Origin of the sequence: Chitinimonas sp. (genome assembly GCF_041904975.1) — a bacterium.
In the GTDB taxonomy this organism is placed as follows: domain Bacteria; phylum Pseudomonadota; class Gammaproteobacteria; order Burkholderiales; family Chitinimonadaceae; genus Chitinimonas.
On record NZ_JAYRLZ010000245.1, the window covers coordinates 1 to 6,358 of the forward strand.

Sequence of the window (6,358 nt, forward strand, 5' to 3'; positions counted from 1 at the left end):
CCAAGCAGCCAGCTGTGTTTGTGTGGCGATAAACCGCTTGATTTGCCCTTGTGCGTCGCCAGTGATCCGCAAGGCCTGCGCTAAGATATAGCCCGATCCCCATCGAAGCGAGCAACCATGCAGCAGATCGTCCCCCTGATCCAGCAATACGGCCTGGCCTTTGTGTTTCTTAATGTGCTGCTGCAACAGGGAGGATTGCCGGTGCCTTCCTACCCGACCCTGATCCTTACCGGCGCACTGCTTGGCCTGCATTACTCGCCGCTGGTATTGCTGGCGGTGGCGGTGGCGGCGTCGCTATGCGCTGATCTGGCCTGGTTCCGCCTTGGGCATCGCTACGGTAGCCGCATGTTGCGTACCATCTGCCGTATCTCCCTGTCGCCCGATTCATGCATACGGCAGACCGAGGGTCTTTACCTGCGCTGGGGGCCAAAGTCCTTGATCGTTGCCAAGCTGATTCCCGGTTTTGCTTCGGTAGCTACCACGCTGGCCGGCTCCTTGCGCACGCCGATTGCCGTTTTCATCGTGTTCGATGCGCTCGGTGCGCTGCTATGGGCTGGCATTGCCATTGCCTTGGGCCATGTGTTGCGCGATACCGTCGGCGAAGTGCTGGCGGTGCTGGCGCAGCTGGGCCGCATCGGCATGGTCTTGCTGCTGGTGGCGCTGGCGCTGTTCATCCTGAACAAATGGTGGCGACGCCGCCTGCTGATCTTGCAATTGCGCATGGACCGTATTTCGGTTGCGGAATTGGCCGATCTGATCAGTCGCGATGAGGCACCGGTGATACTCGATGTACGCTCGCAAGCGGCGCGCGACGCGGCCCGGATACCGGGCGCCTTGCCCGTCGATATCAGCAGCCCGGTTGTCCCGGTGGCTGGCTTGGCGGCCGATGCCGAAGTGGTGATTTACTGCTCCTGCCCCAATGAGATATCGGCTGCCAAAGTGGCCAAGGCGCTGATGCTGGGCGGTTTCAAGAATGTGCGCCCCCTGGCCGGTGGCATCGAAGCCTGGCAGGAGGCCGGGCTCGGTACTGACAGCGGGCCTGCCAAGTAAGCGCGTCGCAGCGCTGATGCGGGTGATGCGCTGCCTAGTCAACAATCGATACACCGTTGCGGCGAAATTGGTCGATTCGCCATCGCGCCTCGCTACGGTGCTTTTTGCAACAGCTTGTGCGCAATTGGCGTGCAGTCCTGGCTGATTGATGCGCGGCGGCGCGGTTGTGCGGCATGCTTGGCCTTTGCCTATGCAGGGTGACACGATGAGCACAGTCTTTCTTACCGGCGCCAGCGGCTTTCTTGGCGGGCATTTATTACGCGAGCTGCTTGCTGCGGGTCACCAGGTCAAGGCGCTGTCGCGCCGGCCTGAGACCGATGCAGGCATCACGGCTCAGGGCGGTATTGCAGTGCGCGCTGCGCTCGATGACACGGCTTCATTGGCGCAAGCCTTGGCCGGTTGTGAAGCGGTATTTCATGCCGCAGCCGACACCAGCATGTGGCGCCCTCAGGCAGCTGCGCAGACTGCCACCAATGTCGGCGGCACCGAGAATCTGCTGCGTGCCGCCGAGGCCGCCGGGGTGAAGGCCTTCATGCATACCTCATCGGTTTCGGCCTATTCGCATCTGGTGAATACCACCATGCGTGAAGATGTGCCGCAGCGCGGTGGTGAAAGCTGGGTGAACTACGAGCGCAGCAAATACCTGAGCGAGGCAGCGGTGCGCAATAGCAGTCTGCCGTGGATCGTGTTCAATCCCTCGCATATTCTTGGCCCCGGTGATCAGCACAACTGGGCGCGCTTGATCATGCTGGTCGACCAGCAAAAGCTCCCCGGCATTCCTCCCGGCAGTGGTGCCTTTGCCGATGTGCGCGAGATCGCCAGTGCGCAGGTACGCGCCTGGCAGCGCCAGCGTTTTGGCCAGTGCTATCTGCTTGGCGGCGAGCATGCCAGCTTTGTCGCGCTGGTTCATTTGATTGGTGTCGCACTGCAGCGCCGCACCCCCAAGGGTGCCATGCCGCCCTGGCTGCTCAAGAGCTATGCGCGCATTGTGGACACCTGGTCGCGCCTGAGTGGCAAGGAACCGGATATCACCCCGGAAAGCGCGGCGCTGACTTGCCATCATCTCTTGGTGGATTCGAGCAAGGCGAAAGCCGAGCTCGACTACCGCGAAACGCCGCTCGACGCTCTACTGGCGGACAAGCTCGCGTGGATGCGACAGCAATCGATGTTGAAAGCACCCGCTTGAGTCTGATTGCTTTCGCCCGGAACATTCCGGTCTGATTCGTCCCGCCTGGCAAGACGCCACTCGCCGAATATCGGGAGACCCATTGAGAAAGCTTGCCAGCACGGTTTGCTCTGAGGCCTCAGTGTGCTCAGCGATCTCTGTGTCTGCAGGTTTTCGTGTTTTGTAAAGCGTTTATGCGGGCGTCGATTGCGCGTGAGCAGTGCTCTGGCGTTCAATTGCCTGCGCGGAAGTTCTCGCCCAGCTTCTCCCCGGTGCCGAAGTAGTGCCGGAATACATAAACCAGCGGATGCCAGCGCGCGGTATCGATGCGCTGGCTGTCGCCCTGCATGATTGCTTCATGCGCATGTACCCGGCTGACCTGGGTTTCCAGTATGTAGACCGCATGGCTTTGATCGGCGTCGGCCGGTGCCTGCATGGCATGGGCAGCCAGCAGCTTGGCCTCGATCTGCAAGGGGCATTGCGCGACCCGTGCCGCTTGCACGGTGTCGGAGGGCAGGGCAGTGAGGCCGGCGCAGGCAAATTTGTCTGCCTCGCCGCGATAGCCCATCGCCTGCTTGAAGTCCGGCACAGGTTGGCGGCCTGTGGTGCGGCCGATGGCTTCTATCGCTGGCCACTGCTCGGCGCTGGGGATATTGATCACGCATTCGCGCTGGCGCAGCAGGTTTTCGCAACCCAGGCCGGAAATGCCCATGCCCAGCACCAGCCGGTCGCCCAGCGCCCAGGCTGAGGAGATGGGCGTCAGATTGCTGCTGCCGTCGCTGTTGCGGGTGCTGACCAATACCACCGGCGTGCCGAAGTACAACACCGATGGCTGGATGACGCGCATGGGCGGCGTGATCGTGTCACGCTTCATGTCGCAGCGCCATCGTGCCGTAGTCGACTATCGGCAGGCGCCTGGGCGCGTTCCACCATCCCGTAGTCGCGCATAACGCTGGCCACGCGCAGACGGTAGTCTGAGAACACGCCGGCGCGCCCGGCGGTCTGGGCGGCGCGATGGCTTTCCAGGCGCCGCCAGGCCGCCACTGATGCTTCGTCCCGCCAGAACGATAGCGATAGCAGCTTGCCCGGCTCGCTCAGGCTCTCGAAGCGCTCGATCGACACGAAGCCGTCAATCTGTGCCAGCTCGGCCTTGAGTTCAGCCGCCAGGGCCAGATAGGCCGGCTGTTGACCCGGCGCCGGCCACACCTCGAAGATCACCGCAATCATGGCTGCGGTGCCTGCGGCAGTTGGCAGAAGGCGCTATCCACTACCTCGCAAAAGCTACGCTCCTCGCGCAGGATAAAGCGCTCGCGCTGTGCCCATTCGAAATTGGCGCGGCCTTCCGGGTCGGTCTTCAGTCTTGCCCGGTAGGCCTCATAGGCGGCCAGGCTATCGAAGGCGATCAGCCCCCAGGCAATATCGTTGCTGCCTTCATGCGGCAGAAAGTAGCCAAGCAGATGGCCGCCGCAGCGCGGGATGATGCGGCCCCAGTTCTCGCTATAGGTGGCAAAGGCGGCACGCTGGAACGGATCGATCTGGTAACGGATAAAGCAGGTGATCATGGCAACACTCCTTGAAAAGACAGCCGTACGATACCGGCCTCGCCCCGGGCAATGATTCGGCGTGCGCCGAACCATGCTTGCCAAAGCAATCAAACGCACTCGATGCAGATTTGCCCCTACAATCGCGGAGCTTTTTGCCCGCCGCCCGATTTCGCCCCATGCCTTCACACTTTGCTCCGCGCCGCCGATTTGCCGAACCGCTCGACTGGGCGGTACTGCTTAGCGTGCTGCTGCATGGCTTGATCATTGCGATCCGCTTTGGTGAGGTGGGCAGCGTCGGTGCGGTGAATCCTCCGCCTGCTACGGTTCCGATGCAGATCGCGCTGGCAGAGCCGCCCCCGCCGGATAGTCCATCCCCTGCAAGCAGTAGCGCCTTGCCTTCTATGCCTATGCCGCATCCGCCCGGTGAGCTGGTAGTCAGCCTGGTGCGTCCCAAGGTGCAGGATGCCAGCGACCGTGCACTGCCGCCGGCTGCACCCAAGGGCCACAAGGCGACACGCAGTCGGGCGCGCAGCGCTGTGTTGGCGCAGGAGAAAGGCACATGGCGGCTTGCCCAGGGCAAGCAGAATCAGCCCAAACCGCCTGAAGAATTGGCCGATGCCGACAGCGGCAAGGAAAACATCGATATGCCGGCACAGGCGCAGACGCCGGCTGATAGACCAGCCAATACCAATGAGGCGGCAGCAAAGGAAGAGCTGATTGCCAAGCTCGATGCGGCCCAGCAGAGCGGTGACCAACAAGCACATGCCGAACAGGCTGCCAAGGCAGCGTTGGTCAAGCAGCAGGTGGAAGAGGTGGCACGCGAAGAGGCGGCGCGCAAACTAGCTGAGCAGGTGGCTCAGCAGCAAAAAGCGGCGGAGGCGGCACGGCTGCAAGCCCAGGTACAGCTAGCCGAGCAACAGGCAGCGGAGGCGGCGCGACTTGAACAAGCGCGCAAGGTCGAGGCGCAAGTCAAGGCAGAAGCACAAGCCAAAGCCGAGGCGCAGGCAAGGGCTGACGCGCAGGCAAAAGCCGAAGCACAAGCCAAAGTCGAAGCACAAGCGAGGGCAGAGGCACTGAAAGCCGAACAGGCACGCCAGGCGCTAGCTGCAGCCCAGTTCAGGCAAGCCGAGGAGCAAGCGCGGCTGCAGGCCGAGGCAGCCAGGCTCGCCCAGCAGCGGCAAGAGCAAGAGGCGGCTCGGCAGCTGGCCTTGGCACGCCAGGAGCAGTTGCGCCAGGAACAGCTCAAGGCAGAACAGGCCGAGAAACAGCGCCAGGAGCAATTGGCCCGTGCCGAGCAGGCACGATTGGTGGCTGCAGCAGAGGCGCAGCGTCGGGCAGACGAAGCGGCGCGTGCCGAACAGGCGCGGCGTGCGGCCAACGCGCAAAAGGAACGTGAGCAAACCCTGGCGGCCTTGGGGCTGGGCGGCAGTGGCACGGCAAGCGGGCAGGGTAGTGCCAGCCGTGGCGATGGCGAGGGGCGCGGCGGGCTGAGCAAGGGGCCCGGCATTGCCGTGCCGTTGAACCCCCCCTCTGCGCAGACCCTGGCCGAGCGCGCCTTGCAGCAGTATCGCCAGGGCGGCGCCAGTCAGAATACCGACAGTCGGGTGCAACGACCGCGCTATGCGCGTTTGAATCAGCCGGCCACCGCTGCCGATGTGGAATTCCGCTTCTATGCAGAAAGCTGGCGCTTGAAGGTCGAACGCGTCGGTGCATTCAATGCACCGCACCTGGGCAAGGACGCCTTCTATAGCCCGCTGGTGGTGTCGGTGGTGATCAATAGCGATGGTACGCTGGCCTCATTTGTCATCATGCAAGGCAGCGGTGACAAGCGACTCGATGAGGCCGCACGGCGAATTGTCGAGGCCAGTGCGCCGTTCTCGCCGTTTCCACCCGGTATGCGCGCCCGCTACGATCAGGTGGAAATCACCCGTACCTGGAATTTCACCGAAGGCGTCACCAGCCTCAGTTACTGATACAGAGCCTGCATGGCCGAGCGGATGCAGCGCAAGAAGCGGGTGGTGGCTGCCGTGCCGCCGCCCTAGCATGGCGGCTAGACAGGAGTCGCACCATGGCTATCACCGGATCACCCCATTCCTTGCCCGACCTGCCCGGTCGCGCCGAGGCCTATCTGACCATTGCCGCCGCAATTGACTGGCTGCGCCAGCATGCCGATGCCCAGCCCAGTCTGGCGGAATTGGCCGCATATATCGGCTTGTCGGAATTTCATCTGCAAAAGCAATTCGCTCGGTGGGCCGGACTCAGCCCGAAGCGCTTTCTGCAGCAAATGGCGAAGGAGCGCGCGCTAGCTGCCCTGCGGGCCGGAGAGGACGTGATGGGGGCCAGCCTCAGCGCCGGCCTGTCGGGGCCGGGGCGGCTGCATGACTTGCTGGTGAGCTGCGAGGCAGCCACGCCAGGCGAAATCAAGACCGGCGGTGCCGGGCTGCTGTTCTATTGGGGGGTGGCGGATACTCCGCTGGGTCAGGCTTTGCTGGCGGCGGGCGAGCGCGGCATTGTCAAACTGGCCTTTCTCGATGCGGATTTACCCTTGCGCCTGGCTGAACTGGCCGAGACTTGGCCTGCGGCCACGCTGCTGCGCGAT

At 63.1% G+C, this 6,358-nt stretch carries 7 protein-coding genes; 4 read left to right on the forward strand and 3 right to left on the reverse strand.

Annotated features, from left to right (window positions below):
• Nucleotides 1-117 precede the first annotated feature (117 nt).
• A complete protein-coding gene (locus ACE3OH_RS17825; protein ID WP_374356239.1) occupies nucleotides 118-1,050 on the forward strand; it encodes a DedA family protein/thiosulfate sulfurtransferase GlpE in 933 nt (310 codons plus the stop codon).
• A gap of 205 nt (nucleotides 1,051-1,255) precedes the next feature.
• A complete protein-coding gene (locus ACE3OH_RS17830) occupies nucleotides 1,256-2,236 on the forward strand; it encodes an NAD-dependent epimerase/dehydratase family protein (protein WP_374356242.1) in 981 nt (326 codons plus the stop codon).
• A 211-nt stretch (nucleotides 2,237-2,447) separates the two neighbouring features.
• Here the strand turns inward: ACE3OH_RS17830 and ACE3OH_RS17835 are convergent, their stop codons facing one another.
• Genes ACE3OH_RS17835 through ACE3OH_RS17845 form a run of 3 tightly spaced genes read right to left on the reverse strand, consistent with a single transcriptional unit; the run spans nucleotide 2,448 to nucleotide 3,777 of the window.
• Nucleotides 2,448-3,089, reverse strand: a complete 642-nt coding sequence (locus ACE3OH_RS17835) for a flavin reductase family protein (RefSeq protein ID WP_374356245.1) — start codon at nucleotides 3,087-3,089, stop codon at nucleotides 2,448-2,450.
• Nucleotides 3,086-3,442 (reverse strand): antibiotic biosynthesis monooxygenase, encoded by a 357-nt coding sequence (locus ACE3OH_RS17840; RefSeq protein WP_374356248.1) that lies wholly within the window; start codon nucleotides 3,440-3,442, stop codon nucleotides 3,086-3,088. Before ACE3OH_RS17840 ends, ACE3OH_RS17835 begins: the two co-directional genes overlap by 4 nt.
• Nucleotides 3,439-3,777 carry an NIPSNAP family protein gene (locus ACE3OH_RS17845; protein ID WP_374356252.1) on the reverse strand — a complete coding sequence of 113 codons (339 nt, stop codon included), beginning with the start codon at nucleotides 3,775-3,777 and terminating at the stop codon, nucleotides 3,439-3,441. Before ACE3OH_RS17845 ends, ACE3OH_RS17840 begins: the two co-directional genes overlap by 4 nt.
• Nucleotides 3,778-3,935: 158 nt before the next feature.
• Here ACE3OH_RS17845 and ACE3OH_RS17850 point away from each other — a divergent pair, with 158 nt between their 5' ends.
• Together ACE3OH_RS17850 and ACE3OH_RS17855 are read left to right on the forward strand one after the other, a co-directional pair.
• Entirely contained in the window at nucleotides 3,936-5,732 is a 1,797-nt protein-coding gene (locus ACE3OH_RS17850; protein ID WP_374356255.1) for a TonB family protein, read from the forward strand.
• A 95-nt stretch (nucleotides 5,733-5,827) separates the two neighbouring features.
• Nucleotides 5,828-6,358 (forward strand): helix-turn-helix domain-containing protein (locus ACE3OH_RS17855; RefSeq protein ID WP_374356259.1); only part of this gene is annotated, 531 nt, incomplete at its 3' end.

Coding starts and splice junctions, on each gene's coding strand:
- ACE3OH_RS17825 (WP_374356239.1), top strand. CDS start 118: ATGCAGCAGATCGTCCCCCTGATCCAGCAATACGGCCTGGCCTTTGTG.
- ACE3OH_RS17835 (WP_374356245.1), bottom strand. CDS start 3,089: ATGAAGCGTGACACGATCACGCCGCCCATGCGCGTCATCCAGCCATCG.
- ACE3OH_RS17850 (WP_374356255.1), top strand. CDS start 3,936: ATGCCTTCACACTTTGCTCCGCGCCGCCGATTTGCCGAACCGCTCGAC.
- ACE3OH_RS17840 (WP_374356248.1), bottom strand. CDS start 3,442: ATGATTGCGGTGATCTTCGAGGTGTGGCCGGCGCCGGGTCAACAGCCG.
- ACE3OH_RS17845 (WP_374356252.1), bottom strand. CDS start 3,777: ATGATCACCTGCTTTATCCGTTACCAGATCGATCCGTTCCAGCGTGCC.
- ACE3OH_RS17830 (WP_374356242.1), top strand. CDS start 1,256: ATGAGCACAGTCTTTCTTACCGGCGCCAGCGGCTTTCTTGGCGGGCAT.